Annotated in this window: 25 protein-coding genes; 10 read left to right on the plus strand and 15 right to left on the minus strand. The window is 72.0% G+C overall.

What is annotated here, in order from left to right; genetic code table 11:
- The first annotated feature begins 81 nt into the window (after window positions 1-81).
- The 3 genes from pdxA (at window position 82) to ACFWZH_RS28390 (ending at window position 2,796) form a co-directional block, all read left to right on the plus strand.
- A complete protein-coding gene (pdxA, locus tag ACFWZH_RS28380; RefSeq protein ID WP_384437204.1) occupies window positions 82-1,155 on the plus strand; it encodes a 4-hydroxythreonine-4-phosphate dehydrogenase PdxA in 1,074 nt (357 codons plus the stop codon).
- The gene (locus ACFWZH_RS28385; RefSeq protein ID WP_384437207.1) at window positions 1,152-2,465 is read left to right on the plus strand and encodes an MFS transporter; all 1,314 of its coding nucleotides are present in this window, start codon (window positions 1,152-1,154) and stop codon (window positions 2,463-2,465) included. The genes pdxA and ACFWZH_RS28385 overlap by 4 nt, the downstream gene beginning before the upstream one ends.
- A gap of 148 nt (window positions 2,466-2,613) precedes the next feature.
- Window positions 2,614-2,796, plus strand: a complete 183-nt coding sequence (locus ACFWZH_RS28390; RefSeq protein WP_384437209.1) for a hypothetical protein — start codon at window positions 2,614-2,616, stop codon at window positions 2,794-2,796.
- Window positions 2,797-2,928: 132 nt separating this feature from the next.
- Here ACFWZH_RS28390 and ACFWZH_RS28395 read toward each other — a convergent pair whose 3' ends face one another.
- The 7 genes from ACFWZH_RS28395 to ACFWZH_RS28425 form a co-directional block, all read right to left on the minus strand.
- Window positions 2,929-4,230, minus strand: a complete 1,302-nt coding sequence (locus tag ACFWZH_RS28395) for a hemopexin repeat-containing protein (RefSeq protein ID WP_384437211.1) — start codon at window positions 4,228-4,230, stop codon at window positions 2,929-2,931.
- A 93-nt stretch (window positions 4,231-4,323) separates the two neighbouring features.
- A complete protein-coding gene (locus ACFWZH_RS28400; RefSeq protein WP_384437213.1) occupies window positions 4,324-4,554 on the minus strand; it encodes a hypothetical protein in 231 nt (76 codons plus the stop codon).
- A 78-nt stretch (window positions 4,555-4,632) separates the two neighbouring features.
- Window positions 4,633-4,815 carry a hypothetical protein gene (locus ACFWZH_RS28405; protein ID WP_384437216.1) on the minus strand — a complete coding sequence of 61 codons (183 nt, stop codon included), beginning with the start codon at window positions 4,813-4,815 and terminating at the stop codon, window positions 4,633-4,635.
- A gap of 99 nt (window positions 4,816-4,914) precedes the next feature.
- On the minus strand, window positions 4,915-5,094 hold the full coding sequence (locus ACFWZH_RS28410; RefSeq protein ID WP_384437219.1) for a hypothetical protein: 180 nt from the start codon (window positions 5,092-5,094) through the stop codon (window positions 4,915-4,917).
- 107 nt (window positions 5,095-5,201) lie between these two features.
- Window positions 5,202-5,369, minus strand: coding sequence for a hypothetical protein (locus tag ACFWZH_RS28415; RefSeq protein WP_384437222.1), 168 nt, complete (start codon window positions 5,367-5,369; stop codon window positions 5,202-5,204).
- 144 nt (window positions 5,370-5,513) lie between these two features.
- Window positions 5,514-5,702: a hypothetical protein gene (locus tag ACFWZH_RS28420; RefSeq protein WP_384437224.1), complete on the minus strand. Its 189-nt coding sequence runs from the start codon at window positions 5,700-5,702 to the stop codon at window positions 5,514-5,516.
- Window positions 5,703-5,742: 40 nt separating this feature from the next.
- A complete protein-coding gene (locus ACFWZH_RS28425; protein WP_384437227.1) occupies window positions 5,743-8,217 on the minus strand; it encodes a S8 family serine peptidase in 2,475 nt (824 codons plus the stop codon).
- Window positions 8,218-8,494: 277 nt separating this feature from the next.
- Between ACFWZH_RS28425 and ACFWZH_RS28430 the strand changes: the two genes are divergently transcribed.
- The 3 genes from ACFWZH_RS28430 (at window position 8,495) to ACFWZH_RS28440 (ending at window position 11,822) form a co-directional block, all read left to right on the plus strand.
- Window positions 8,495-9,208 (plus strand): BTAD domain-containing putative transcriptional regulator, encoded by a 714-nt coding sequence (locus tag ACFWZH_RS28430; protein WP_384437230.1) that lies wholly within the window; start codon window positions 8,495-8,497, stop codon window positions 9,206-9,208.
- A gap of 206 nt (window positions 9,209-9,414) precedes the next feature.
- Window positions 9,415-10,488, plus strand: a complete 1,074-nt coding sequence (locus ACFWZH_RS28435) for an isopenicillin N synthase family dioxygenase (protein WP_384437232.1) — start codon at window positions 9,415-9,417, stop codon at window positions 10,486-10,488.
- A 95-nt stretch (window positions 10,489-10,583) separates the two neighbouring features.
- Window positions 10,584-11,822, plus strand: a complete 1,239-nt coding sequence (locus ACFWZH_RS28440; protein ID WP_384437235.1) for a cytochrome P450 — start codon at window positions 10,584-10,586, stop codon at window positions 11,820-11,822.
- A gap of 28 nt (window positions 11,823-11,850) precedes the next feature.
- Here the strand turns inward: ACFWZH_RS28440 and ACFWZH_RS28445 are convergent, their stop codons facing one another.
- From ACFWZH_RS28445 to ACFWZH_RS28480, 8 genes are all read right to left on the minus strand, one after another.
- The gene (locus ACFWZH_RS28445; protein ID WP_384437238.1) at window positions 11,851-13,050 is read right to left on the minus strand and encodes an MFS transporter; all 1,200 of its coding nucleotides are present in this window, start codon (window positions 13,048-13,050) and stop codon (window positions 11,851-11,853) included.
- Window positions 13,051-13,159: 109 nt separating this feature from the next.
- Complete coding sequence (locus ACFWZH_RS28450) at window positions 13,160-14,965, minus strand: M4 family metallopeptidase (protein WP_384437240.1); 1,806 nt, start codon at window positions 14,963-14,965, stop codon at window positions 13,160-13,162.
- A gap of 542 nt (window positions 14,966-15,507) precedes the next feature.
- Window positions 15,508-15,849, minus strand: coding sequence for a hypothetical protein (locus tag ACFWZH_RS28455; protein ID WP_384437243.1), 342 nt, complete (start codon window positions 15,847-15,849; stop codon window positions 15,508-15,510).
- Between the two features lie 301 nt (window positions 15,850-16,150).
- The gene (locus ACFWZH_RS28460; protein ID WP_384437245.1) at window positions 16,151-16,408 is read right to left on the minus strand and encodes a hypothetical protein; all 258 of its coding nucleotides are present in this window, start codon (window positions 16,406-16,408) and stop codon (window positions 16,151-16,153) included.
- A gap of 93 nt (window positions 16,409-16,501) precedes the next feature.
- Window positions 16,502-17,620 carry a PP2C family protein-serine/threonine phosphatase gene (locus ACFWZH_RS28465; RefSeq protein WP_384437248.1) on the minus strand — a complete coding sequence of 373 codons (1,119 nt, stop codon included), beginning with the start codon at window positions 17,618-17,620 and terminating at the stop codon, window positions 16,502-16,504.
- Window positions 17,621-17,645: 25 nt separating this feature from the next.
- A complete protein-coding gene (locus ACFWZH_RS28470) occupies window positions 17,646-18,359 on the minus strand; it encodes a flavodoxin family protein (protein ID WP_384437251.1) in 714 nt (237 codons plus the stop codon).
- 89 nt (window positions 18,360-18,448) lie between these two features.
- The gene (locus tag ACFWZH_RS28475; RefSeq protein ID WP_384437383.1) at window positions 18,449-21,172 is read right to left on the minus strand and encodes a fumarate reductase/succinate dehydrogenase flavoprotein subunit; all 2,724 of its coding nucleotides are present in this window, start codon (window positions 21,170-21,172) and stop codon (window positions 18,449-18,451) included.
- Window positions 21,173-21,183: 11 nt separating this feature from the next.
- Complete coding sequence (locus ACFWZH_RS28480; RefSeq protein WP_384437254.1) at window positions 21,184-21,411, minus strand: ferredoxin family protein; 228 nt, start codon at window positions 21,409-21,411, stop codon at window positions 21,184-21,186.
- A 386-nt stretch (window positions 21,412-21,797) separates the two neighbouring features.
- Here ACFWZH_RS28480 and ACFWZH_RS28485 point away from each other — a divergent pair, with 386 nt between their 5' ends.
- From ACFWZH_RS28485 to ACFWZH_RS28500, 4 genes are all read left to right on the plus strand, one after another.
- Entirely contained in the window at window positions 21,798-22,691 is an 894-nt protein-coding gene (locus ACFWZH_RS28485; protein WP_384437257.1) for a DMT family transporter, read from the plus strand.
- Between the two features lie 26 nt (window positions 22,692-22,717).
- Window positions 22,718-23,092: a PASTA domain-containing protein gene (locus ACFWZH_RS28490; RefSeq protein ID WP_384437260.1), complete on the plus strand. Its 375-nt coding sequence runs from the start codon at window positions 22,718-22,720 to the stop codon at window positions 23,090-23,092.
- Window positions 23,093-23,326: 234 nt separating this feature from the next.
- Window positions 23,327-23,527: a hypothetical protein gene (locus ACFWZH_RS28495; protein WP_384437263.1), complete on the plus strand. Its 201-nt coding sequence runs from the start codon at window positions 23,327-23,329 to the stop codon at window positions 23,525-23,527.
- Between the two features lie 142 nt (window positions 23,528-23,669).
- A complete protein-coding gene (locus ACFWZH_RS28500) occupies window positions 23,670-25,133 on the plus strand; it encodes an SDR family NAD(P)-dependent oxidoreductase (protein WP_384437266.1) in 1,464 nt (487 codons plus the stop codon).
- Window positions 25,134-25,140: the final 7 nt, after the last annotated feature.

A 25,140-nucleotide genomic window follows, 5' to 3' on the forward strand; every position in this document is an offset into this window, starting at 1 on the left:
CACGCCACCTCGGGCCCTCCACCCCACCACGAAACCCGCCCCTGCGCGCCCGTGAACACCGCACCGCGAAAGGCGACCCATATGACCGCCCATCAGCCGGCAACCGGCCACCCGACCGCCCCCGACCGCACGTTGCCCCTCCTCGCCGTCACCCTCGGCGACCCCGTCGGCATCGGCCCCGAGATCACCGCCCGCACCCTCGCCGACCCGGCGACCACCGCACTCGGCCGCGGACTCGCCGTCGGCGACGCCGCCGTACTGCGCCGCGCCGTCGCGGTATGCGGCCTGGACGTCGAGGTCCGCGCGGTCGGCGCCCCCGGGGAGGCCCGGTTCGAGCCGGGCACCATCGACGTGCTCGACCTCGGCATCGCGCCCGCCGACCTCCCCTGGGGCCGGGTCGACGCGGTGGCGGGCCGCTCCGCCGTGGCCGCGATCGAGGCGGCCACCCGTGCCGCGCTGGCCGGCGAGGTCGACGGCATCGTCACCTCGCCGATCAACAAGGAGGCCATCTGGGCCGCCGGTTCGCCGCACCTCGGCCACACCGAGATGCTCGGTGAACTCACCGGCGCCGCGCACTTCGACACCATGTTCGTGGTCCGCGGCCTCAAGATCTTCTTCACCACCCGGCACCTCGCCCTGCGCAAGGCCCTCGACCAGATCACCGAGGACCGGGTCGCGGACGCCATCCGGCACGCGGTCACCGCCCTGCGCGTGTTCGGCCACGACGAGCCCCGGCTCGCGGTCGCCGCGATCAATCCGCACGGCGGCGAGGGCGGCCACTTCGGCGACGAGGAGATCACCGCCCTGCGCCCGGCCGTGACGAAGGCGGCCGCCGAGGGCCTCGGCGTCGTGGGGCCGATCCCCGCCGACTCGGTCTTCCACCAGGGCCTCGAAGGCCGCTTCGACGGGGTGCTGTCCCACTTCCACGACCAGGGCCATATCCCCGCCAAGACCGTCGACTTCGACGGTACGGTCTCCGTCACCGTCGGCCTGCCGGTCCTGCGGACCTCCGTCGACCACGGCACCGCCTTCGACATCGCGGGCAGCGGCCGCGCCTCGCACGGCACGATGGCCGCGGCCTTCCGCGCCGCCGCCGAGTTCAGCTGCTTCACCGACCGGATCCGCGCCACCTACGGAACGGCGGCCGCCCGATGACGGACCCGACGCCGCGCTCCGCCCCGTCGGCCGCCCCCGCCAAGCGCTGGGTGTACGTCATCCCCGTCGCCGCGGTGATGTACATGCTGGCGTACCTCGACCGGAACAACGTCTCGGTCATCCTCCCGTACATGCACGGCGACCTGGAGCTGTCCAACGCCGACAAGGGCCTGGTCGGCGGGGTCTTCTTCCTCGGCTATGTCTTCCTGCAGATCCCGGCCGCGCTCCTCGCCCAGCGCTGGAGCGCCCGTAAGACCGTGCTGCTGCTCATGGTGGCGTGGGGGCTGGCCGCCGCGCTGTCCGGGCTCGTACAGACCAAGTCGCAGTTCTACGTGGCCCGTTTCGTGCTGGGCTTCTTCGAGGGCGGCGTCTGGCCCGCCGTCCTCATCCTGCTCGCCTCCTGGTTCCCGCTGCGCGAGCGCGCCCGGGCCAACGCGCTGTGGATGGCCTGCCTGCCGCTGTCCTCCGTCCTGATGGCACCGCTGTCCGGCTGGATGCTCGACCACACCGGCTGGCGCTGGGTACTGGTGCTGCAGGGCCTGCCGCCCCTGGTGTGGGCGGTGGTGTGGTGCTTCACCGTCGCCGACCGGCCCGCGCAGGCCCGGTGGATCTCCCGCGCCGAGGCCGAGCACCTGGAGCGCGCGATCGCCGCCGACGAGGCCGCCAAGCCCTCGGCGGGCAGCGGCTCGTACCGCGACGCGGTCACGCAGCGGCCGGTCCTCGTACTCATCGGCGTCTACTTCTTCTGGATCACCGGCTTCTACGGCTTCAACCTGTGGCTGCCGTCGGTCATCAAGGAGCTGACCCACGACGGATCGTCCACCGAGGTCGGGCTGCTCACCGCGATCCCGTTCACCGTCGCACTCGCCGCCATGATCGCCAACGCCGCGTGGTCCGACCGCACCGGCAGACGGCGCCGGGCGGTGGCCGTCCCCCTCGTCGTGGGCATCGCGGCCCTGCTGCTGGGCCAGGCCGTGGACGGCGCGCTGCCGCGGATGGTGCTGCTGTGTCTGACCGCGGCCGCGGTCTACGCACCGTACGGCCCCTTCTGGGCGATCCCCGGCGAGCTGCTCCGCTTCGAGGTGGTGGCCGTCGCCATGGGCCTGATCAACGCGCTCGGCAACCTCGGCGGCTTCGCCGGCCCCTATCTGGTCGGCTGGCTGACCGACACCACGGGCTCCAGCGTGACCGGCTTCGCCGTACTGGCCGCCTTCCTCGCCGTCGCCGTGGCACTGGTGGCGTTCGGCCTGCGCCCGAGCGCCCGTCCCGTACCCCGACCGGCCGGGCGGGCGACGGAAGGAGTGAGCTGACCGCGGCGGCGAGGACGGCGATCGGCGCACCCGCCGCCGCCCGTTACTCCGACCCGCGCAATCGACGGTGGGTCAGGTTTTGGCGGATGGCGCGAAGGTGATTCCTGAATGGATCGATACACCCCTTTGATCCTCCTGAGGAGCAGACATGCGCATCCGCGCCGCGATCGCCGCCAGCGCCCTGGCAACCACCATCGTCATGGGCGGTGCGAGCGCCACCCTGGCTCACGGCAAGGACCACAAGGACCGCCACCACCACTGCTGGTTCTTCGCGGGCATCAAGCACGGCGAACCGGTCTTCAGCGAGGGCTGCGGCAAGGGCCGCAAGTAATCCGGACCTGCGTCCTGCCGGTGACGGCAGCTACGACCTCGGGCGTGGCAGCCGTCACCGGCGCATGTGTGCCCGGTAGCGCAGGGCCGGTCCAGTGGGTCGGTTCCCGCGCTCCGCTGCCCCGCCGGCCCGTCAGATCCGGGTGGGGCCGACCTGCATATGGATGTGGTCCTGGTGAGCCGCCCGGAGCGCGGCATCGCCACCGTAGTCGGGGTAGATGACAAAGCCGCTGCCGCCGAGCTGCGGCATCGGCCAGGTGTTGGCGGAGCCGATGCCCTTGGCTTCGCACTCGAACGTGGCGAACCGGAACGCCGTGGTGAACAGGCCGTACGCCAGCGCGTCGACGGAGGGATCGATACGGACGTTGCTGCCCGGGCGGGGCGGCAGCTGCCCCCAGTTGGCCTTGATCGACTTTTTGAACGGGGCCGCGTCGTCCGTCCCGCGGATGCCCGACAGATCGAGTGCGCGGCCCTGGTTGTGGCAGTCGTTCGGCGGGCCGGAGCCGTGGCCGATGCCGAGGTGGAGCAGCTCCGCCACGTCGGGGCGCGAGGAGTTGATCCATCGCGTCAGCCGGTAGAGGGCCAGCAGCATGCGCTGGTCGACGTTGTCGAAGAATTCGGCCGTGGGGTTGAGGGCGTTGGTGTAACGGATCCCGTCAAGGGCCGGCGGGCCGACGGTCACACGCTGACTCGGGGTGGGTGACACGATCCCCGAAGGGCCGTCCATGAAGACGGGGCTCTTCAGGGTGAGTTTGCCGCGTCGTATCAGATCCGCCATCAGCCGGTTGGCCTGCGTGAGGGTGAGGAGGCGGGCCGGGGCCAGGGCGCCCGACGGTGTCGGAGCCAGCGCGAAGTCGGCCAGCGCCCCGCTGTCGTCGACGCCGTCGGCGTCCACGTCGTAGCGCTGGTAGAAGCCGCCTCGGAAGAAGTAGGCGAACCGGCCGCCAGGGTAGACCGCGGCGTCCAGGTCCCGGCTGAAGAGCCCGGGCCAGTTGCCGGCGATCTTACGGGGATATCCGGTGTCCATCCGGTCCGCGGTGATGTCGTAGCGCACATAGGCGTCGCCCTTGAACAGGAACAGCTTGCCCGTGCCCCAGTTCACCGCGGCGTCGATGCCCAGCTGCCAGTTCGTCCCGCCACCCGAACCGTCCGGCAGGCCCGCCCAGTCGCCCGCCACCGGTCTCGGCGGCCCGTCGATGCTGTCGTCGAACTGGTCGTAGCGTTCGTACGTCGGGCCGGTGAAGGCGTAGCCCTTGCCGGCACCCCACCACACGAAGGCTCCGGGCGAGCCGTCGAACCCCCAGTTGGTCTTCACGTCCAGCGAGCCCTGCTCGAAGCTTCCGGTGACGGCGTTGTAGCGGTGGTAGGTGTCGTCGTCGAAGAAGAGGTACACCTTGTCGTTGGGCCAGGCGATCGCCGTGCTGAGAGCCACCATGACAGCAACTCCGTTCGTCTCGGGGCGGCCGGAGTTCGGCCGGCCGGTGCCGGGGCCGCCCCGCTCGCTACGGCACCGGTTGCGGCCTGCGGATCAGAGCAGGCATCCCTCCGCGGAGCCCAGGACGGGCTGGCACTCCTCGCCCTGAGGGGTGAGGCACAGGAGCGGGCTCGGGTCACCGACGTCGTGGCCGTAGTAGCCGCCGACCTGTTTCTTCTTGAGGCTGGGTGTTCCGTCGGGCTCCTTGAACGGGCGTGTGACGAGGAACTGCTCGTAGGGCAACGAGCGGTCGATCACTCCCTGGACCGGCAAGTTGAGCTGCATGGTTTCTCTCCCGTCCGCCGCGTGCCGGGTGTGCGCCGGTGACCGGTGCGCTCCGCGGCCACCGGCGCGGGTACGGGCTCAGATCTGGAGGATCTTGGTGAGCGTGTCGAAGAACCCGTCTGCCTCGACGCCCGCGGCGTCGCCGCAGGCACCTGCGGCGGTGGTGCCGTTGCGGTCGACGGGCGGCGCCTGTCGTGGCATCTCCAGCGAAGCGGCCCTGGCAGGCCGGTCCACATCGTGTTCGGTCCGGTCAATCTTCATGGCCTTCCTTTCGTCATGCCGCCATGCCGTCACATGCCGGCCTCCGGGAGTCACCGGCCGGTGGCCCGGTCAGGCCGCGGTCACCGGCCCGATGACCGCTCAGATGGGGAGGAACTTGGAGATCAGCGAGGTGATCAGCCCATCCGCCTCGACGCCCGTGGTGTCGCTGTGGGCACCCGGGGTCGTTCCGTTGCGGTCGATGGGCGGTGCCTGCCGTGGCATCTCCAGCGTGGCGGCCTTGAGCGGCCTTTCCACGTCTCGTTCGGGCTGCTGGATCATCGTGCCCTTCCTTGTGTCGTGCCGTCATGGCGTCTTCACGTCATGCCGGCGACGGGTGCCGCGGCGCCGGTGACCGGTGCACACCGCCACACCGGCGCCGTGACGGCTCAGATCGGGAGCATCTTGGCGAGGATGTTGGTGAGGAATCCGTCCGCCTCGACGCCCGTGGTGTCGCTGTGGGCACCCGGGGTCGTTCCGTTGCGGTCGACGGGCGGCGCCTGCCGTGGCATCTCGAGGGCGGCGGGCCTCTTCGGCCGGTCCGTCGCTCGCTCCATCCGGTCAATCATCGTTGCCTTCCTTCACTTCGTGGCGTCACGTCGGCGGGAGGGGTCCGCCGGCGCCTTTCGCTCCCCGCGCAGCGGCGCCGGCGGTGATCTGGCGACTTCCGGGACCGTCCGATCGGTCATCATGCGCTCCCGTCACTCCGACAAGCCGCCTTGGGAGTAACAGATCTGCCGGGCCATTCCCTTCAAGTCCGCGCAGCGCAGCGACGCTTCGACGCCGTCCGCGGTGTCCGCTGCGGCCGCGGAGTTCCCGCCATCGCGGTGAACCGGTGGGGCCTGTACGGGGAGCGTGATCTTCGGTCGCTCGTCCAGGTGCTCGTTCATGGCCTGCTCGTCTCCTGTGTTCTCGTCGTCGTGGGAAAGCTCAGATATCGCCGAGGAACCTGTGGGACGGCGCCAGGCTGACCGGAGGTATGTCGCTCACGTCGATCGTGAACAGGTAGTTCACCTTCGCGCGGCGGTCGTCCTCGGGGTCCATGAAGGTGACGACGACGTCCTGGCAGTCCGAGCCGATACGGCAGTACGGGCTCTTGGAAACGGTGACGGTGTCCAGGGCGTAGAAGTTGGTGCTCTTGCCCGGGACGAATTTGGCCGACAGCAGGCCCTCGGCGATGGCGCTCGCCGCCTGGAACGCGTTGGTCCCGGCGTAGTTCATGGCCCGGTCGGCGGAGCTCTGGCCGAGGTTGCGGAACTGGTAGTAGACCTTGTCCAGCAGCGCCCGGACCGTCTTTTCGAGATCCTCTCGGGAGATGGCAACCTTCTTCCTGTCGGCCTCCAGCTGTTCGGTGACCTCGGCGATCACCGCATTGACCAGCGCGTTCTCGTTCCACGTGGCGACCCCTCGGCTCCATACCTCGACGACGGGGACGTACTGCCCGGAGAACAGCCGAACCGTTCGGTCGGTGAGCACTCCGGGGATCGACACACGAGTGATGAGGTTCGGAGCCTTCTCGTCCTGGACCTGCCCCACGATCGCGTCCCGGAAGGTCTTGTAGATCGTCGACACCGGAGGGTAGGAGTGGTCGATCAGGAGCTGTGCCAGCTTGTCCGGGTCGGTCGCCGCCTCCTGCGCGGCGCGCTTCACCTCGGCCGGCTTCGGCGGTATCGGCCCGCCCCAGTCCATCCCGGCCGGCGTCTCGGCTTCCAGGGCGTAGATCGGTGTGCGGTCCAGTTCGAGCGTCCAGGTCAGCTTGTCCGACTCCCACGGATTCAGCGCCAGGTAGTCGCTGAGCTCGACGGGGTCGTACACCTTCGGCTGGACGCTGGTCGGCTCACCGTTCGGGCCCGGTTTTCCTTGGGTCGGCGGCATCGCCTGGCGGAAGGTGTCCCTGCGCGCCTCGGTCTGGAAGTCGAACCCGATGGTGCCGATCGCATAGACGAGCTGCCGCGAGCCCGATTTTCCGCTGCACTCGCACGAGCCGCGCGTGCCGCCCCCGCAGGCCGCACGCACCCCGCCTCCTTGCCCACTGCCGACGCCTGCCGGTTCGGGCGGAGCCAGGGGCAGGGTGCCCCCGTCATCCGTGGCCCCGGTCGTCTCCCGCACGGGGACGTCCACGCCGTTGCTTTCCATGGCACTGTCTCCTTCCATCGACTCCGCGCCGGACGTCGCCACGGCGGACGTCCCGGATACCTGGTCAGGGGGCTCCGGAGGGGGCTGTGGGGTCTCCTCCTCGTCGGTGGTCTCCGCCGGCTCGTCCGCGGCGATGTCCGTGTGGTCGGTGTCCATGGCATTGACTCCCTCTGTCGTTTCCGAGGGGGGCGGCCCGCCGGAGGGCGCCTTGGTCGGCGGTGCCTCGGCGGGGGACGTCCCGGGCGAAGGGAGTGCACCGGCGGCGTTGACTCCCGGTTCGGGGGCGAGGAGCTGCGTCCGGTACGCGCTGTGCGGTGTGGCCCCGGACGGGACCGCTGTCACGTCCGAAGACGTCACGGACGTGTCACTTCGCGCCGTGGTGTCACTTCGCCCCGTGATGAGGTCATGGGCGCGCGCGGCGTCCAGGGTGCCGACCAGGCGACGGCGGCACTCAGGGGCGTCGTCGGGGGAGCACGGGACCCTGGAGGCGGTCTTGAGGATCGCCTCCGCCGCCGCCCTGGGATCCGCGTCGGCCCCGGCCCGGAGCTGGGCGCCCACGAGCAGCGCGGCAACCCCCGATACCAGGGGGGTGGCGAAGCTGCTGCCGGTGAGCGCTGCCCGGCTGCCGCCGGGTGCGGCACCCTCGATGTCCTGGCCGGGGGCCAGGACCCCGTTCGTGCGGTAGGCGGCGCCCCAGTTGTTGATCTTCAGTGGCTCGCCGTCGGTGCCCAGCGCTCCGACCGCGAGCACCGACGACACGGCAGCCGGGACCTGCAGACAGTCGCATCCGTCGTTGCCGACCGCGGCGACGACCAGGACGCCGTGGTCGTCGCAGCGCCGCAGCGCCCGTTCCAGCAGGCTGTCCGCCTGGGCGTCCGGTGTGCGTTCGCCACCGCTGATGTTGATGATGTGGGCGCCCTCCTGGACGGCCCGCTCGATCGCCCTGGCCAAGTCCAGCTGCGGGACGCGGCCTTTCTGCGCGTCCCGGAACACCGGGAGCAGCAGCCCCCGGCACTGCGGGGCCAGGCCGGAGACGACGCTGCCGTGCCCGCCGAAGAGCAGGCTGGTGACGTGTGTGCCGTGCAGCGACATCGGCCCGTTTCCGGCGGGCTCCTCGACAAGGGTGTCGAGCCTGGTCAGATCCGCGTCGGCGAAGCAGGGGTGGGACAGGTCCACCGGACCGTCCAGTACGGCGATGCACACCCGGGCGTCACCGAGCAGCGCGTCCTCGCCCACGGGCAGGTGTGCAAGGACCGATCGGGCTTTCATCCGGCCCCCCTTTCCGCCAAGGGCTCAGGTCACGGGTGCCGTTCAGGACCAGACTCGGGCCGGCCCGTCCGGCGGGCGTCCCCCGGATTGTCCAAAGGGCGTTCCGCAAACGTCTCTGGTTCATCTCCGAGCCGTTGACTGGCCGGTCAGACCGCCTCGACCCACCCGACGAAACCGGCCGACGGCGATGCTCGAACGGCGCGCGAACAGCCGGTGAACGCGATGCCTGCGGCATATCCGGATGCGCGATGCAGCCGCCGGTCGCAGAGTGGAGCTTGTGAATTCGAACAGCGCGTACCTGGAACTACTTAGGACCTTCGAGTTCGCATACGCCGGAAGCCGCATCCCCCTCCCCCTGGGAGCCCAGCGCCTGTTGGCCTTACTGGCGCTGCAGAAGCACGGCGTCTACCGAGGGGCGGCCGCCGAGCAGCTCTGGCCCGACTGCACGCCCAGCCGGGCGGCGGCGAATCTGCGGTCGGCCCTGTGCCCGGTCCGGCGGATCCGGTCCGCGACCGTCATCGACAGCGCCGGTCAACGCCTGCGGCTCTCGCCCTCGGTGGACGTCGACCTGGACGCGATGCGGAAGACGGCCCAGCGGGTGATCGCCGGGCTGAGCCCGCTGCCGGCGGACTGCGACGCACTGGTGGGCGAGCTGAATCGGGAGTTACTGCCGGGCTGGCCGGACGACTGGCTCATGCTGGAGCGTGAGCGCTGGGACCAGGCACGGCTGCACGCCCTCGAAAGCCTCGCCCAGCAACTCCAGGAGGCGGGGGAGTACCTGCCCGCCCTCCAGACGGCGCTGACCGCGATCGCCATCGATCCGATCAGGGAGACCGCCCACCGCATCATCGTGGAGATCCATATCGCCGAGGGCAACATCGCCTGCGCGCTCAAGCGGTACCACACCTACCGCGAGCTGCTGCAGCAGGAACTCGAGGTCGCGCCCTCGCAGCAGATGACCCGGCTGGTGGAGGAAGTGATCTCCACCTAGCGGAAACCGGCGCGGCGGCCACGGCCGTTGCCGGCGCCGGGCGATGCGCGCCCGATATTCCACGGCTGCCTCGGGTATCCATGTTTCCGGCGCCGATCGGCTCGATCCGACCACGGCCTATTGGTGCAGCGTTCAGTGAAATCTTGAACGACACAGGGTGGGCCGCACCTTCAGCGGAGCACCGGGCGAGGAAGGACGACCTCACGATGGGCAGGACCGAGGGCAGGGCCACCGCGGTCGACGGCGTACTGGACGTACCCGTCATCGACATCACCGACTGGCACACCGGCACCGACGGCCACCGCGCCGCCCTCGCGACGGCCGTCGACCGGGCGGCGCGCACCGTCGGCTTCCTGCAACTGCGCGGGCACGGCATCCCCGAGGCCACGGCGCACGCCTTCGCCGACGCGCTGGACGCGTTCTTCGCGCTCCCGCTGGAGGACAAGAAGCAACTGCGGCCGCCGTCCCCCGACATTAACCGCGGCTACACCCCGCCCCGCACCGAGAAGCTCAGCCTGAGCCTGGGCGTGCCCACGGCCGCCGAGGACCTCTTCGAGGCCTTCAACGTCGGCTCCGAAGCGTCCGCCTATCCGGGCCTGGGGCTCCCCGAGGCGCTGTACCCGGCCAACATCTGGCCGTCCGTGCCGGGCTTTCGCCAGGCGGTGGAGGAGTGGTGCGCCCGGGCCGGCGGACTCGCCCGGCAGCTGACCGGGATCTTCGCGCAGGCGCTGGGCCTGGAGGAGGGCTACTTCGTCCCGTTCACCGATCACTCCCTCGACGTGCTGCGCATGAACCACTACCCGCTGCCCGAACGGGAGACCGTCCTCGACCGCGACCAGATGGGGATGGGCGCGCACACCGACTACGGCATCGTCACCGTGCTGTGGGCCGACCGCGTACCGGGACTGCAGATCCTCGACACCCGCGGCGACTGGCACGACGTACTGCCCGAGCCCGGCTGTCTGCTGGTCAACCTCGGTGATCTGCTGGCCCGTTGGACCAACGGCCGCTGGCTGTCGACGATGCACCGGGTCCTGCCGCCCACCGACGACGCGGGACGGGTCGTCAGGCGCCGCTCCGCCGCGTACTTCCACGACGGCAACTGGGACGCGGAGATCAGCTGTCTGCCCGGCTGCGTACCGGCCGGCACCGAGCCGCTCTACCCGCCCACCACGGTCGGCCGGCACCTGTCCGAGAAGCTCGCCGGCTCCCGCGCCGGCCGACTCAACGAGAACGCGCCCCGCGAGGCCGCGCGCCTGCGCTCCGCCCACGACGACTGACGCGACCGCCCGGGACCCGGGCGCGCCCCGGGCGCATCCGCACGCCGCCGACGCACCCTGGACGAAGCCACCGGCGCCCCCTAGCGTCGCGCGGTGTGACCAGCATCCCGCAGCCGCCCGACATCCTGTCTCCCGGGTTCGCGGCCGACCCGTACCCCGTCTACCGCATCCTGCGCGAGCACTATCCGCTGCTGCACCACAAGGGCATCGACAGCTATCTGATCTCGCGGTACGAGGACGTGGAACGGGCCTTTTGCGAGCCGGTGTTCACCAGCGACAACTACGACTGGCAGATCGAGCCGGCGCACGGCGGCCGCACCCTCCCGCAGATGAGCGGCCACGAACACGCCGTACGCCGCGCCCTGGTGGCCCCGGCCTTCCGCGGCCGGGAGCTGCGCGAGACGTTCCGGCCGGTCATCGAGCGCAACGCCCGCGAGCTGATCGACGCCTTCCGCGACGCGGCGGAGACCGACCTGGTGGCGAGGTTCGCGACCCGCTTCCCGGTCAACGTGATCGTCGACATGCTGGGACTGGACCGGGCCGACCACGACCGCTTCCACGGCTGGTACGCGGCGGTCGTGGCCTTCCTGTCCAACCTCGCCCAGGACCCCGAGGTCGCGGCCGCGGGCCGGCGCGCGGGCGAGGAACTCGCCGGGTATCTGCGTCCGATCATCCGCCGGCGCCGCACCGCACCCGGCGACGATCTGCTCTCCAGGCTCTGCACCGCGGAGATCGACGGCATCCGGATGACCGATCAGGACATCACCGCGTTCGTCAGCCTGCTGCTCGCCGCCGGCGGCGAGACCACCGACAAGGCCATCGGGCTGATCCTGTGCCACCTGCTGTCCCACCCCGAGCAGCTCGCCGCGGTACGCGCCGACCGGTCGCTGGTACCGGCCGCCTTCGCCGAGACGCTGCGCTACACCCCGCCGGTCCAGATGATCATGCGGCAGCCCGCCGCGGACGTCACCCTCAGCGGCGGCACCGTCCCCGCGGGCGCCACGGTCACCTGTCTGATCGGTGCCGCCAACCGCGATGAGAGCCGGTACGCCCGGCCCGACGCGTTCGACGTCTTCCGCACCGACCTGACCCCGTCGCACGCCTTCAGCGCCGCCGCCGACCACGTGGCCTTCGGCCTCGGCCGGCACTTCTGCGTAGGTGCCCTGCTGGCCAGGACCGAGGTGGAGACCGCGGTCAACCAGCTGCTCGACGCCTTCCCCGCCATGGCCTTCGCGGACGGCGCTGAGCCCGCCGACGCCGGGGTCTTCACCCGCGGGCCGAAGGAGCTACGGGTTCGCCTCGCGGCCGGGGCGGGGACGGCCGGCGGGGCCTGAGCCGGGGCGGCTCCTCGGCCGCATGCGCTCAGGCGGCTTCCGGGAGCGGCCGCCGCAGTACGTACAGGCCGACGGCCACCGCGAGCACGATGACGCACGCGGAGAAGGTCAGGCCCGCGCCGCGCAGGCCGAGCTCCATGGTGAGCGCGCCGACACCGACGACCGGCAGGGAGATGCCGAGGTAGGCGACGAGGAAGAAGGCCGAGATGGTGCCGCCGCGGTGCGCGGGCGGGGCCGCGTCGCCCACCGCGGTCAGGCCGGCGCGGAAGGCCAGCCCCTGGCCGGCGCCGCCGCAGACCGCACCGGCGACCAGGACGGGGAGTGCGGTGACGGCCAGGGACGTGGCCACCAGCGACAGCCCCACCACCAGGACCAGACAGCCGACCGGCAGGGCCCTGCGCACGCCGATCCGTCCGGTCAGCAGTTGTCCGGCGGTCGATGCCAGGAACACCGTGAAGACGACCGACCCGGTGACGGCCAGGTTGTGTTCGTCCAGGGTCTGGCTGACGAAGGCCGGTGCGACGGCGGTGAACAGGCCCAGCAGCGCGAATCCGGCGAAGGCGGCAACGGCCGAGGGGGCGAAGACCCCGCGTACCTCGGGCGGGACGCGGAGGCGCTGGGGCCGCAGGGTGCGGGGCCGGTGGGGGCGCGCGACGGTCTCCGGCAGGAACCAGGTCACCGCGGCCGCCACGGCCACCAGCACCAGGTGCACCAGGAACGGCAGGGCCAGCGGCCAGGGCGTGTACTGGGCCAGCAGCCCGGACAGCAGAGGGCCGCAGCCCAGGCCGCCCATGTTCGCGGCGGTCGCGGCGAATCCGGCGTGTGCCTCCTGGCCGGGCTTCGCCAGCTCCAGCACGGCCGCGGTGGCGGCGCCGCTGAACAGGCCGGCGGCGAACCCGGACAGCACCCGCCCCACCAGCAACAGCGGCAGCCCGCCCTCGAAGAGGAAGCACAGCGCGCTCGCCGCCGACAGCCCCAGGGCACACAGCAGCACCGGGCGCCGGCCCGTCTCGTCCGAGAGGTTGCCCGCGAGGAGGAGAACGGTGATCACGCCGAGGGCGTAGACGGCGAAGACCACGGTCACCATCAGTTCGGAGAAACCGAGCTGCTCGCGGTAGAGCCCGTACAGCGGGGTCGGCAGTGTCGTACCGGCCATGCCGACGGCGAACACGCCCGCCGCCGCCGGATAGCCGAGAGCCCGTTCCCCGGCGGCGCGATCGGTGATCATGGACGCAAACGTAGGCGCAGGCGGGCGGTGAGGTCGAGGACCGGCGGCCCGCAAAACGCACGGTGCCCCCGCCGGACGGCGGGGGCACCACACGAGCCGGGGCCCGTGCTCAGTGCTTGGCTGACGGAGTGTTGGCCGCCGTCACGTTCACCGCGGCCCAGGCCTTGGCCACCGTCTTGTACTCGGTGCTCCGGGCGCCGTACAGATCCTTGGCCGCGTGCAGCGTCGCGGTCCGGGCGTCGTGGAAGTCGGTCGTGGAGACCATGTACCGGGTCAGCGCCCGGTAGAAGATCGCCGTCGCCTTGCTCCGGCCGATGCCGGTCACCTTGGAGCCGTCGTAGGTGGGGGAGTCGTAGGCCACCCCGCCGATCGTCTTCTTCCCGCTGCCCTCGGCGAGCAGGTAGTAGGCGTGCGAGGAGACGCCGGAGCCGGCGTGCACCTCGGTGTCGAAGGACTCCTTCGACCAGTAGTCGACGGTGCCCTCCAGCTTGTCGAGGGACGGCTTGTCCAGACGGCGCAGGAACTTCTGCTCCAGGCCGAGCTTCTCGCCCATCAGGTAGTTCGGCGGGTTCTTGGGGTTGTCGGTGGCGAACTCCACCGCGCTGCCGAAGATGTCCGCCAGCGACTCGTTGAGCGACCCGGGTTCGCCGAACTGGTTGCCCTCGGCGTCGACGCGGGTGGGCTGGAGGTTGGCGGTCGCGTCGACGACGCCGTGGCTGAGCTCATGGCCGGTGACGTCCAGGACGACCAGCGGCTTGGCGAAGGTCCTGCCGTCACCGTCGCCGTAGAGCATGCAGCCGCAGTCCGAGGACCAGAAGGCGTTGCCGACCTGCTTGCCGAAGTGCACCAGGGCGCGGGCGCCGCGGCCGTCGTTCTTGATGCCCTTGCGGCCGAAGGTCTTCTTGTAGAAGTCCAGGGTGCTGGTGATGCCGTACTGGGCGTCCACGGCGGCGGTGGCCCGGTCGCTCGTGGTGCCGTTGCCCCAGCGGTTGGTGGCGGAGGTGAACGCCTTGCCGCTGCTGAACTTCTCCAGCTCCTTGTCGCCGGCGTCCCGGGTCTCGGTGTTGCCGCGGGTGCGGTCCTTGAGGGTGAAGGACTTCTTCGCCGTCTGGGTGGTCGACAGCGGCACACTGCCGACGAAGAGGGACGAGCCGGTGCCCTTGGCCGTGGCCGGGAAGCCGGGGGCCTTGGCCGCCTTGTCCGTGGCGGGCGCGGGCGGAGCCAGCAGCCCGGTCGCGGGGTTGAGCCGCTCACCCCGCTCGCGCAGCTTGTCCAGGAGGGCGGGGGAGAGGAATGAGTCGTTCTCCGGGGTGTTGCTGAGCACCGCCCCGGTGGTCGCGTCGAGGACGACCGTACGGGCGCCGCCGGACTCGTCGGTACGGCTGTCGTCGACCTGCACCTGGTAGGCCAGCGTCGTCCGGTCGTCCCGGACGGCCAGGACCAGTTCGGGCTCGCCGGCGTCGCCCTTGGCCACGGCGGCGGCCTTGGACCGGGCCTGATCGGCCGACAGCTTCGGGTCCGTGGTGCGCACGTCGACCTTGTGGTCGTAGGCCCGGGTCACGCCCTCGTACGCCGAGGTGGCGGTCAGATGGACGACGAGATCGCCGCCGAGCACCGGCAGTCCGCGGTGCGTCCGGACGAAACGGACATGCTGCCGGCCGTCCGGGTCGACCATCGTGTCGGTGGCCTTGAGGGTGTCCTGCTTGCCGACTCCGGTGGCCGTGGCGTGTGCGTACGCGGCCGCACGTGCCGCGTCAACGACCTTGCTGGAGGCGGGAGTCGAGGAGGGGGTCTGGGTTCGCGGAGCCGCGCTGGTCGCGCCGACGGCGGTCGCCGCACCGGCCGTGAGGGTCGCGGCCGTGGCCACCGCGACGGCTATGGCCAGGCGGCGGCTGCGTATGTGGGGTCTACGCACTGATGGGGGTCCTTAGCGCTGCGGGGGCGGTCGACAGGCCAACCGCCCGTACACGCGGTGTTGTTGTGCACCGCGGGGGCCGTGTGACCCCGCGCAAACCCTGTATGCCCTGGCATGGGCATGTAAAGTGAAATGATCAGTATTCGAGATTTGTGGTCTAAATTTGACAATTGATCACCTTTGGGTAGCCACGAGGTGACCAATTGTGGTCTGCCTCCACAGACATGAAGAGGCGCGAAAAGGTTGCCCGGCCACCGGTGGGAATTGCCGGCGCCGGGCGAAGAGCGCGCGAAGCCCCTCGGCCGTCACCGAAGGCGCGTCGGTACGCGCCGGGGTGCAGCCGGGGGCGGTGCGGTTACCGCGTGGGGAGGCGTGTGCCCTGACGGGCGGGGCGTCGCAGCGGGCGCACGCTGAGCAGCGGCGCCGCTACGCGCCGCGTGGATGCCGAACGAGGCGTCGGGCGATCGGCCGAGGCGGCAGGCGATCGAGACGGGCAGCGCTGAAGCCGGGGCCGGCCCGGCCCCGGCCCGTCGGAGAACACCCTAGGAGTCGCTCTTCGGGCGGCCCGGCTGATCCGCCGCGGCGGCCGCCCCCTGCGGATCGAAGAGCTCCTCAAGGGAGGCGTCGGCACGCTCCCCGCCCCGTACGGCCTCGACCACGGCCTGGTGGAAGCTGCGGCTGGCCTCTTCGGACGGGCACGGGACGGGGCTGCCGACCATGGTGTACCAGTCCGAGGACCCGGTGTGCTGCACGGCCACATGGGCCAGGTTCTCCGACCAGGTCGTATGGATGGTCAGGTCGCCGTTGATCACGCCGATCTCCTCGGTGCGAACCGCGCCGGGTAGGGCGTGGATCCCGACAGTGGTCCAAGATGCCCAGGTCATGATGTTCCCCTCGGCGACAAGGGCCCCGGCCGGCGGCCGGGCGCGGTGCCTCAAGTCTGGCACTTGAGGTGCGGCGGCGCAGCGTATGCGGGGCCGCGAATTCCGCCGATGCACCACTCGGCCCGCGCGGCCCGGCCCGGCAGCGCACGCCGACGGGTGATTTCTCCTTCAATAATCCCGGTGGTGCCCGCCCACCCGCAGCCGCCGGGGGCACGCCCAGGGGCCTCGCCCGGCCGACCGCCTCGCGCACCAGGGCGTCTGTGCTGCGGCGAGGCGCCGGGCGGCCGGATCGGTGGACGGCTCAGTCGATGACCGTATGGAAGAAGGTGACGCCGGCGCCGAAGGCCGCGCCGCCCACGAGGGCCGCTGACGCCAGCGTGCCGCCGTTGAAGCAGGTGAGCACTCCGGCACCGATGGCGGTGAGGGCGCCCAGGAGGAGGATGACGGCGGCGCGCTGGCTCAGCAGGGCCGATCTGTTGTGCGCCGCGTCTCTGTCGTGCCGTGGTGAACTGTCGTGGAGTGCGGATCCGTTGTGCAGTGCTGATCTGTTGTCGGACACATCAACTCCGATCTGCGCGGGAGCGATGGCACGCTCGGTGCGGACGCTGATGCTCGGATCGATCTTCTCATTTCTCGCCCCACAAGGCCCGTATCACACGAGGAGATTCGGTGCCGGCATCGGCTGACGGGTGATCGCGAGCGTCGCCATGTCGTCGTCGCGCGGCCCGCCGGTCCAGCCCGCGACCTCCCGCGCCAGGAGGTCGATGACCTCCTGCGGCTCCCGGAACGGGCCCCGGCCGGTGAGCTGCGCCGCGGGGTCGTAGAACGCTCCGGTGCGGTCCCGGGCCTCGGTCACGCCGTCGGTGACCAGCAGCAGAGTGCTGCCCGCCGGGAAGGGCCGGTCGGTCGGTGCCGGCCGCGCCACGCCCAGCCCGCCCATGCCCAGGGGCAGCCCCGGCTCGCCGGTCTCCAGCGCCCGGACCTCGGTGCCGTGGCAGAGATACGGTGCGGGGTGGCCGCAGTTCAGCAGCCGCAGCCCGTCGCCCTGCGGTCGGATCTCGCAGATCAGGGCCGTGATGAAGCCTTCGAGGCGGACCTCCTCGGAGGTCTGCTCGCTCTCCCGCAGCAGCGCGCGCTCCATCCGGTCGGCGAGCGCCGGCAGCCCCGGCTCCACCTCGGCCGCCTCGCGGAAGGCGCCCAGCAGCACCGACACCGCGCTCACCGCGCCCAGCCCCTTGCCGCGGACGTCGGCGATCAGCAGCCGGACGCCGAACGGAGTGCGCTGTACCGCGTAGGCGTCGCCGCCGATCCGGGCCTCGCTCTGGGCGGCCTGGTAGCGCGCCGCGATGGCCAGCGGACCGATGCGCTCCGGCGGCGCGGGCAGCACGGCGCGCTGGGCGGCCTCCGCGACCGTGCGCATGACGTCCAAATGGCGTCCGTGGCGGGCGATCACCCAGTTGACGCCGACCCCCATGAGCGCGGCGAAGACCGTGTTGATCAGTTCCAGATAGCCCACGATGTCGCCGGCGGTGCCGTCCTTCACCGTCAGCGCGGCGACGCCGACGATGATCACCACGCCGATCACGAGGGTGTGCCGCAGCGAGAGCAGCGCACCGGCCGTGACACTGGCCGCCGTCAGCATGGGATCGCCCCAGTACTCCTCGGGTGACAGCGTGTCCCAGATCAGCCCGCCGGCGACCAGGACGCCCGGAGCGAACTCGACGTACCGGGGCCATCGGGTGGAGTAGGAAGGGAGCGGATCGTTCGGCATGCCGCGCGGCCCAGGTTCCCGGCGCTCAGCGGTGCTCGGGGTTGGCGGAGTCCGGCCGGCAGCCGGCGTCCCACTCGGTGCGCTGGTTGCCGTGCGCCGGGATGCCACCGGCCCGCTTGAGCATCGCCCCGAGATGCATCAGGTTCCACGTCATGAACGTCGTGTTGCGGTTGGTGAAGTCGTTGTCCGGACCGCCCGAGCCAGGATCCAGATACGAGGGCCCGGGCCCGGCCTCACCGATCCAGCCGGCGTCGGCCTGCGGCGGAATCGTGTAGCCGAGGTGCTGGAGGCTGTAGAGGACGTTCATGGCGCAGTGCTTGATCCCGTCCTCGTTGCCGGTGATCAGACAGCCGCCCACCCGGCCGTAATAGGCGTACTGACCACGGTCGTTGAGCACGCTGGAACAGGCGTAGAGCCGCTCGACGACCCGCTTCATCACCGAGCTGTTGTCGCCCAGCCAGATCGGGCCGCAGAGCACCAGGACGTCGGCGGCCAGCACCTTCGCGTACAGCTCCGGCCAGGCGTCGGACGCCCAGCCGTGCTCGGTCATGTCCGGCCACACCCCGGTGGCGATGTCATGGTCGACGGCGCGGACGACCTCGGTGGCCACCCCGTTCGCCGCCATCAGGGCGCGGCTCCTGTCGACCAGCCCCTCGGTGTTGCTCGTCTCCGGGGAACGCTTGAGCGTGCAGTTGACGAACAGGGCGCTGAGGTCGTCGTAGCGGTACGTGGGGGCCATCGGGAACTCCTTGCGCGCGACGGACGGACCCTCGGCCCCAGCCTTCAGCGGCGGGGACCGAGGGGCCACCGGGAGGGCCCGAACGTGTGTCACCCCTTCGAGGCGAGCCGGGCGTATGCGCGCACATCGGCGTCCGGATCGTCGGCGACCGCCGCCAGCGCGCCACGGGCGTCCGCGCGCCCGACGTGAGCCCGCAGCGCCAGCACCGCGGCCTTGCGGACGTCCGCGTGGCCGTCGCCGAGGGCGGCACGCAGCGCGGCCACGGCGGCGTCGGGACGGGCGGCGGCCAGGGCCTGCGCGGCACCGGCCCGGACCTGCCAGGCCGCGTCGCCGAGCGCCGCGACGACCGGCGCCTCGTACGGCGGCGGGCAGCCGGTGGTGGCCAGCGCCCCGAGCGCCGCGGCCCGGACGAGGACGTCCTCGTCGTGCAGCAGCGCCGCCAGGTCGGCCGCGCCGCCGACCGTGCCCAGGGCGTGCGCGGCGGCCACCCGGACCTCGCGGGAGGCGTCCGTCGCCGCCCGCCGGAGCTCGTCGGCGGCGTCCACGGAGACCAGCGCGCGGACGGCCTGGATGCGGACGTCCACGACGGGGTCGGCGAGCGCGGCGGCGAACAGGGGACGGTCGCCCAGGCGGAGCGCGCGCAGCACGTCCAGGGCCGACGACCGTACGAGCGGGTCGGGGCCGCCCGCCGCGGCGGCCAGCGGCGCGCGCAGCTCCGGTTCGGGCACCAGCACCTCGACCAGTTCGCGGAGCGAGGCGGCGGCCGCCGCCCGTACGGCGGCGTCGGGGTCGGCGAGCGCGACGGCGAGGGCCGGGCCGGTGCCCGGCGGCACGCTCTCGGTGAGCGCGTCGACGGCCGCCCGGCGTACGGCGGGGTCGGGGTCGGCGAGGTACGGGCCGAGCGCCGCCAGGTCCGGCTGGTCCTCGGCGAGGGCCAGCAGTTCGAGGATCCGCGGCGAGGGGGCGCCGGGGGCGGGCCCGGCCTCGTCGGCGCGCCCGGCCTTCCCGGGCCGGGGACCGGACACGGAACCCACCGGCGGCGTATCGCGCCGCCCCGCCGTCGCCACCTGCTCGGGATGGACCTCGCCCAGGAAGCGGGCGGCGCCGCCCGTCGGGGCGTACCCGTCGACCGGGACGAGGTACGGCGCCACCGGGCGGGCGGTGAACTCCATCCGCCCCGTGGCGGACTTCCGCAGGTCGAGGTGGCACAGCCAGTCGCCGTCGTGGGTCTGCGGATGGTCGGTGCGCTGGTGGTAGAGGCCCCAGCGGGACTCGGTACGGGCCAGCGACGAGCGGGCGGCCATCTCGGCGCAGTCGCGGATGAAGTCGACCTCGGCGCAGCGCATCAGCTCGTGCGGGGTGCGGGCGCCCATGCCGGCGATCTCGGCGCGCATCCGCTCGAAGTGCTCCACGGCCAGCGACAGCCGGGCGCCGCTCTTGGGCGGGGCGACGTAGTCGTTGACGAACCGCCGCAGCTTGTACTCGACCTGCGGCTGGGGCGGGCCGTCGGGACGGCGCAGCGGCCGGTAGATCAGCTCATGGGCGTCCCGCAGCTGGTCCGCGGGCAACTCGCCCTCGTACGCGCGGAATCGGGCGGCGTCCGCGCCCGCCAGGTCGCCGTAGACGAACGCGCCGATCATGTAGTTGTGCGGGACGCAGGCCAGGTCACCGGCCGCGTACAGCCGGGGCACGGTGGTGCGGGCATGGTCGTCGACGCGGACACCGGACGCCGAATGGCCGCCGCACAGCCCGATCTCGGAGATGTGCATCTCCACGTCGTGGGTGCGGTAGTCGTGCCCGCGCCCGGCGTGGAAGGTGCCGCGGGTGGGCCGCTCGGTGGTGTGCAGGATCGTCTCCAGCGCGGCCACCGACTCCTCGGGGAGGTGACTGAGCTTGAGGTAGACCGGCCCGCGTTCGGAGGCGGTCTCGGCCGCGAACTCGGCCATCATCTGCCCCGACCAGTAGTCGGACTCCACGAACCGCTCGCCGTGCCGGTTGACCTGGTAGCCGCCGAAGGGGTTGGCGACATAGGCGCAGGCCGGGCCGTTGTAGTCCTTGATCAGCGGGTTGATCTGGAAGCACTCGATACCGGTCAGCTCGGCGCCCGCGTGGTACGCCATGGCGTAGCCGTCGCCTGCGTTGGTGGGGTTCTCGTAGGTGCCGTAGAGGTATCCGGAGGCCGGCAGGCCGAGGCGGCCGCAGGCACCGGTGGCGAGGATCACCGCACCCGCCCGGACCGTGACGAAGCCGCCGGTGCGGGTGTGGAAGCCCGCCGCCCCGACCGCCCGGCCGTCGGGGCCGGTCAGGACGCGCACCGGCATCACCCGGTTCTCGATCCGGATCCGCTCGCGCATCTCGCGGCGGCGCAGCTGCCGGTAGAGCACCTTCTTGACGTCCTTGCCCTCCGGCATCGGCAGCACGTACGAGCCGGAGCGGTGCACCTGCCGGAGCGCGTACGCCCCGTGTTCGTCCTTCTCGAACTTCACGCCGTACGACTCCAGCCGCTGCACCATCGCATAGCCGCGGGTGGCGGTCTGGCGGACGGTGGACTGGTCGACGACGCCGTCGTTGGCGCGGGTGATCTCGGCGACGTAGTCGTCGGGTTCGGCCCGCCCGGGGACGACCGCGTTGTTGACGCCGTCCATGCCCATGGCCAGCGCACCGGAGTGGCGGACGTGCGCCTTCTCCAACAGCAGGACCGAAGCGCCGTGTTCGGCGGCGGTGAGCGCGGCCATGGTGCCGGCGGTGCCGCCGCCGATGACGAGGACGTCGCAGGACAGTTCCTCGGCGGAGCCCAGAGCGGGGATCTCCATGGTGGTGCCTCTCATCGCAGCAGGTAGGGCATGTTGACGGTGACCGCGCCGGTGGGGCAGCGAGCGGCGCACGGGCCGCAGTACCAGCACTCGTCGACGTGCATGTACGCCTTGTTGCTGGCCGGGTCGATGGCGAGCGAGTCGAGGGGGCACATGTCGACGCAGAGGGTGCAGCCGTCGATGCACTTCGACTCGTCGATGGTCACGGGCACGTCGGCCCGTTGGGGTACCAGGGACATGGCGGTCTCCAAGGCAGGAACGGCAGGAGGGCAAGGGGAAGGGGAGGGCAGGGGGAGCGGGGCGAAGCGGGTCGGGCCGTGCGGTTGCGCCACCGGCCCCGCGAGCGCCGGCCGCCGCGGTCCGGACCGGCCTGCGGTGGACCATACCGAGGCATCCCGGGCAGTGGTGTTGCCGCAATGTTGCGCCACCCACGGCCCGCCGGAAAGCGGCTCTGACCTGCTGTTTCGAGCCCGCCGAGGGCGGCTGCGCCACCTCGTGCGCGGCGGCCGGGCGCCCGGATACCGCCGTCCGGCGCAGTGCTCGCGGCCGCCGGACCCGTGTCGTCGGCCGGTCCCCGCCGCCGCGGCGATAGCGTCGACGGCGCAACGGCGCACGAGGAGGACGCATGAGCGTATGGCCGTCCGTGCTGTTCGCGCTGCTCGCGGCGGCCGGCAACGGTCTGGCCACGGCGCTGCAGCGCCACGCCGCGCGCACCATCCCGCTCTCCTCCAGGCTGCGCCTGGGCCTGCTCGTCGATCTGCTGCACCGCGCCGCCTGGCTCGGCGGGATGCTCGCGGTCATCGCCGCCGCCTGCTTCCAGGCGCTGGCGCTGTCGCAGGGCGCGCTGTCGGTGGTCCAGCCGATCTGCGTCCTCGAACTGCCGCTGGCCCTGCTCATCGGACGGCTGATCCTCGGCGGACGGATCTCGCGCGCCGGCTGGACCGGCGTGGCGCTGATCGTCGTCGGCCTGGGGTCCGCGCTCGCCGCCGCCGCGCCCACCGTCGGCACCGCCCGCGCCCCGTTCGGCCGCTGGGTACCCGCCCTGGTGGTCTGCGCCGCGGTGATCACCGCGACGGTCGGCGCCGCGCTGCGCCGCGGCGTGGGCGGCGTGCGGGCGGCCTGCTTCGCCGCGTCGGCCGCGATCGCCTACGCACTCACCGCGGCCCTGATGAAGGACGCCACCTACGCCTGGGAGGCCGGTGGCCCCGGCGCGTTCTTCGCGTCCTGGCAGACCTACGGCTTCGCACTCGTCGGAGTGCTGGCGCTGTTGCTCTACGGAAACGCCATGCAGTCCGGCCCGCTGACGGCCTCGCAGCCGGTCGACACGCTCGGTGAGGCGCTGGTGAGCCTGTCCCTGGGCGTCACCCTGTTCGACGAGCGCGTCCGGACCGGCTGGTGGCTGCTCCCCGAAGCGCTGGGCATGGCCCTGGTCCTGTGGGGCGCCCTGCTGCTCTCCCGCATGGGACTGGCCCGGGACCTGGCGGGCGCCCAGGAGCAGCAGCCCGCGGCCGGCAAGTGACCCTCCTCGGCAAAGATCGTTCCCCAGTGGTGAACGACAACCTCACCACGAAGAACCACACCCTCACCGCGAAGAACCGCACCGCAAGGACCCGCACCGCGCAGGCCGGCACCGCCGCGGCCCTGGCCCTGTCCGCGCTGGCACTGGCCGGACTCGCCCACGCCGACGGACACACCATGCCCGACGTGACCGGCCGGGGCCTGGTCGACGCCTTCCAGACGCTGGACTACGACACCGGCATCCGGTTCAGGGACGGCCGCGGCGCGGGCCGTCATGTGCTGTGGCCGGCCTCCTGGAAGGTCTGCGGCCAGCAGCCGGCACCGGGTACACCCCTAAAGGGGCGGCAGATCACGCTGACCGTGGTCAAGGACGAGGAGCGGTGTGCGCCCGGCGCCGGGTGAACACCTCCGTCCACACCCAACACCCCGCGTCCACCGGTGAGTTGGAGGTACGGCGGGCCGCCGTGGCACCCCGGGCCCGCTAGCCTTGCCACGTACCGGCAACGCGGGGCGGGACGCCTTCGCACACCACCGCCGTCAGCGCGCCACCGAACGGGCCGCGCTCCTTGATCCGCGGTTCTCACCCCGACGGCCGGGCCGAGCCGATCCGGCCGCCGGCCCGGCCCGAAGGCCGAGGTGGCCGCCGGCAGCCGCGACCGGTACCGGGTCCGGCTCGGGCCGGGAGCCCGGCTCCGTGCGTATGCCCTCACCGGCCTCGACGGCGGCGCCTACACGCTGATCGCCGGCGGCTGTCCGCCGGCGGCCGCTTCGGTGAGCGTGGGAGCCGCCGGGCGCAGCGACTGCGACATCGAGCTGGGGCACGACCCGGTGACCTGAGGCCGGGCGGCCGACCGCCGTGCGGGCCCGGTGCCGGAGAGCGCCGGGCCCGCACCGGTTTGGCGGACGCGTCCCTGCCTACGTACAGTTCCGCCGAAGCACGAAAAATAGAACGTACGATCCCAGGGAAGCGGCAGCGGCGATGACGGTGACCGAAACAGGCCGGGCCGATGGCGCGGGTATCGACTCGGAGCGGATGGCGGTCTGCCTGAGCGTGCTCGAAGAGCTGGACGCGCTGCCGCTGGACCACCCCGACGCGATCGCCATACGTCGCGCCACCGCGGGCATCTACCGCAAGGTCAAGCAGCGCCGGCGGCAGGAGCGCCGGGCGGCGAAGACGGCCAACGACAAGGCGGTGACCGCGGCCACGGCCACCGGAGCGCCCGACCGGATCGACGACGAGACCCAGGGCCTGGCCCTCGCCAGCTCCGTGACCACGGAGATCGCCGGAATCCTGGAGCGCCCCCGGTCCTGCTACGTCTGCAAGTCCCGTTACACCGAGGTCGACGCGTTCTACCACCAGCTCTGCCGGCCCTGCGCCCAGGAGAACCGGGCCCGCCGCGACGCCCGTACGGACCTCACCGGCAGGCGTGCACTGCTCACCGGCGGGCGGGCCAAGATCGGCATGTACATCGCACTCCGGCTGCTGCGCGACGGCGCCCACACCACGATCACCACCCGCTTCCCGAACGACGCCGTCCGCCGGTTCAAGGCGATGCCGGACAGCGCGGAGTGGCTGCACCGGCTGAAGATCGTCGGAATCGACCTGCGCGACCCGGCCCAGGTCATCGCGCTCGCCGACGAGGTGAGCGCACAGGGCCCGCTCGACATCCTGATCAACAACGCCGCGCAGACCGTGCGCCGCTCGCCCGAGGCGTACGGGCAGCTGCTCGCCGCCGAGTCGGCTCCGCTGCCCGCCGGCGAGCTGCCGGCCTCCCTGGTCCTGGGCAACTTCGGCAGCGGCGCCCCCGCGGCCCTCCCCGCCGCCTCGGCGGCCGGGCACGGCGGGCTGACCGCCGAGGACGTCACCGCCCTCGCCCTGACCACCGGCTCCGCCTCGCCGGCCCGCATCGAGGCGGGGACCGCGATCGACGCCGGCGGGCTCGTCCCGGACCTGCACGCGACCAACAGCTGGATCCAGAAGGTGGACGAGGTCGACCCGGTCGAGCTCCTGGAAGTCCAGCTGTGCAATATGACCGCGCCGTTCCTGCTGGTGAGCCGGCTGCGCCCGGCGATGGCCGCGGCCGCCGCGCGCCGTAAGTACGTGGTCAACGTCTCCGCGATGGAAGGCCAGTTCAGCCGCGGCTACAAGGGCGCCGGCCACCCCCACACCAACATGGCCAAGGCCGCGCTGAACATGCTCACCCGCACCAGCGCCCGGGAGATGCTGGAGACCGACGGCATCCTGATGACCGCCGTGGACACCGGCTGGATCACCGACGAGCGCCCGCACCCCGACAAGATGCGCCTGGCCGAGGAGGGCTTCCACGCCCCGCTCGACCTGGTCGACGGCGCGGCCCGGGTGTACGACCCGATCGTCCGCGGCGAGCTCGGCGAGGACCTCTACGGCTGCTTCCTGAAGGACTACGCGCCGGCCGCCTGGTGAGCCGGCG

It is taken from the genome of Streptomyces sp. NPDC059008 (assembly GCF_042749045.1).
Taxonomy (GTDB): Bacteria; Actinomycetota; Actinomycetes; order Streptomycetales; family Streptomycetaceae; genus Streptomyces.

What these genes read in the sequence shown, in the direction of transcription:
- pdxA (WP_384437204.1), top strand. Translation starts at nt 82, where the DNA reads ATGACCGCCCATCAGCCGGCAACCGGCCACCCGACCGCCCCCGACCGC.
- ACFWZH_RS28385 (WP_384437207.1), top strand. Translation starts at nt 1,152, where the DNA reads ATGACGGACCCGACGCCGCGCTCCGCCCCGTCGGCCGCCCCCGCCAAG.
- ACFWZH_RS28390 (WP_384437209.1), top strand. Translation starts at nt 2,614, where the DNA reads ATGCGCATCCGCGCCGCGATCGCCGCCAGCGCCCTGGCAACCACCATC.
- ACFWZH_RS28395 (WP_384437211.1), bottom strand. Translation starts at nt 4,230, where the DNA reads ATGGTGGCTCTCAGCACGGCGATCGCCTGGCCCAACGACAAGGTGTAC.
- ACFWZH_RS28400 (WP_384437213.1), bottom strand. Translation starts at nt 4,554, where the DNA reads ATGCAGCTCAACTTGCCGGTCCAGGGAGTGATCGACCGCTCGTTGCCC.
- ACFWZH_RS28405 (WP_384437216.1), bottom strand. Translation starts at nt 4,815, where the DNA reads ATGAAGATTGACCGGACCGAACACGATGTGGACCGGCCTGCCAGGGCC.
- ACFWZH_RS28410 (WP_384437219.1), bottom strand. Translation starts at nt 5,094, where the DNA reads ATGATCCAGCAGCCCGAACGAGACGTGGAAAGGCCGCTCAAGGCCGCC.
- ACFWZH_RS28415 (WP_384437222.1), bottom strand. Translation starts at nt 5,369, where the DNA reads ATGGAGCGAGCGACGGACCGGCCGAAGAGGCCCGCCGCCCTCGAGATG.
- ACFWZH_RS28420 (WP_384437224.1), bottom strand. Translation starts at nt 5,702, where the DNA reads ATGAACGAGCACCTGGACGAGCGACCGAAGATCACGCTCCCCGTACAG.
- ACFWZH_RS28425 (WP_384437227.1), bottom strand. Translation starts at nt 8,217, where the DNA reads ATGAAAGCCCGATCGGTCCTTGCACACCTGCCCGTGGGCGAGGACGCG.
- ACFWZH_RS28435 (WP_384437232.1), top strand. Translation starts at nt 9,415, where the DNA reads ATGGGCAGGACCGAGGGCAGGGCCACCGCGGTCGACGGCGTACTGGAC.
- ACFWZH_RS28445 (WP_384437238.1), bottom strand. Translation starts at nt 13,050, where the DNA reads ATGATCACCGATCGCGCCGCCGGGGAACGGGCTCTCGGCTATCCGGCG.
- ACFWZH_RS28455 (WP_384437243.1), bottom strand. Translation starts at nt 15,849, where the DNA reads ATGACCTGGGCATCTTGGACCACTGTCGGGATCCACGCCCTACCCGGC.
- ACFWZH_RS28465 (WP_384437248.1), bottom strand. Translation starts at nt 17,620, where the DNA reads ATGCCGAACGATCCGCTCCCTTCCTACTCCACCCGATGGCCCCGGTAC.
- ACFWZH_RS28470 (WP_384437251.1), bottom strand. Translation starts at nt 18,359, where the DNA reads ATGGCCCCCACGTACCGCTACGACGACCTCAGCGCCCTGTTCGTCAAC.
- ACFWZH_RS28475 (WP_384437383.1), bottom strand. Translation starts at nt 21,172, where the DNA reads ATGGAGATCCCCGCTCTGGGCTCCGCCGAGGAACTGTCCTGCGACGTC.
- ACFWZH_RS28480 (WP_384437254.1), bottom strand. Translation starts at nt 21,411, where the DNA reads ATGTCCCTGGTACCCCAACGGGCCGACGTGCCCGTGACCATCGACGAG.
- ACFWZH_RS28485 (WP_384437257.1), top strand. Translation starts at nt 21,798, where the DNA reads ATGAGCGTATGGCCGTCCGTGCTGTTCGCGCTGCTCGCGGCGGCCGGC.
- ACFWZH_RS28500 (WP_384437266.1), top strand. Translation starts at nt 23,670, where the DNA reads ATGACGGTGACCGAAACAGGCCGGGCCGATGGCGCGGGTATCGACTCG.